General features: G+C 55.8%; 1 protein-coding gene. It reads right to left on the minus strand.

What is annotated here, in order from left to right; all coding sequences use genetic code 11:
* Nucleotides 1–626, minus strand: a 626-nt coding sequence (locus B5E62_RS16845; RefSeq protein WP_143468889.1) for an Rpn family recombination-promoting nuclease/putative transposase, incomplete at its 3' end; no start/stop codon positions are given.
* Nucleotides 627–663 lie beyond the last annotated feature (37 nt).

Consider the following 663-nt stretch of genomic DNA (forward strand, 5'->3'; position numbering starts at 1 on the left):
TTTTTCCCCGTCTGCTCATCACACAGGCGGATGGTCCGGTGGCATTTCTCATCATCCGCAAAGCGGATAAAATCCAGTATGCTCACATGGATACACTTTTTCAGCTTCGTGTAGGGGTCACCCCTCCCGATCTGCTCTGCGTACATTTTACTCAGGTAGAACAGGGACCTGGCGTCCCACTCCCCGAACGGGTAAGCCTGCATCTCCATATTGATCTGGGCTCCGTCCTCCATCAGGGTGCGGACATCCAGGATGCCCAGCTTCTCGTCCGGGTATTCCTGCCGCAGCGCTGTGGGGAGCAGCACCGTCTCCCGGACAGCCGCCGGGTCCGCCCCCAGCAGGGCGGCGATAAAGCCCTTTCTCACCTTGGGATTGTACATCAGCCCCTTAAAGCACACGTCCACGGTGGGAAGCATGATAAAATTGTCATTTTTCTTCGTCACAGTCTTCTCCTTTCCTGTAAAGCTGTGCAGGAAAGAAGACACGTCTGTCTTTTTGGCATATCCGGTCCGGATGTCAGAGGCACGGCCCTCATCTCCTGCTCTGTTCAGTTGTGCAATGGTCGGGTCATGCCTGGAAATCAGGCTCCGAATAGAAAGATGCGCCGCATCCGCTGTGCGGTACACTTGATATATGCCAGGCGGCAGGAGCGCCGCCTTGACA

The sequence above is a fragment of the Lachnoclostridium sp. An118 genome, assembly GCF_002160985.1.
GTDB classification, from domain to species: Bacteria; Bacillota; Clostridia; order Lachnospirales; family Lachnospiraceae; genus Claveliimonas; species Claveliimonas stercoravium.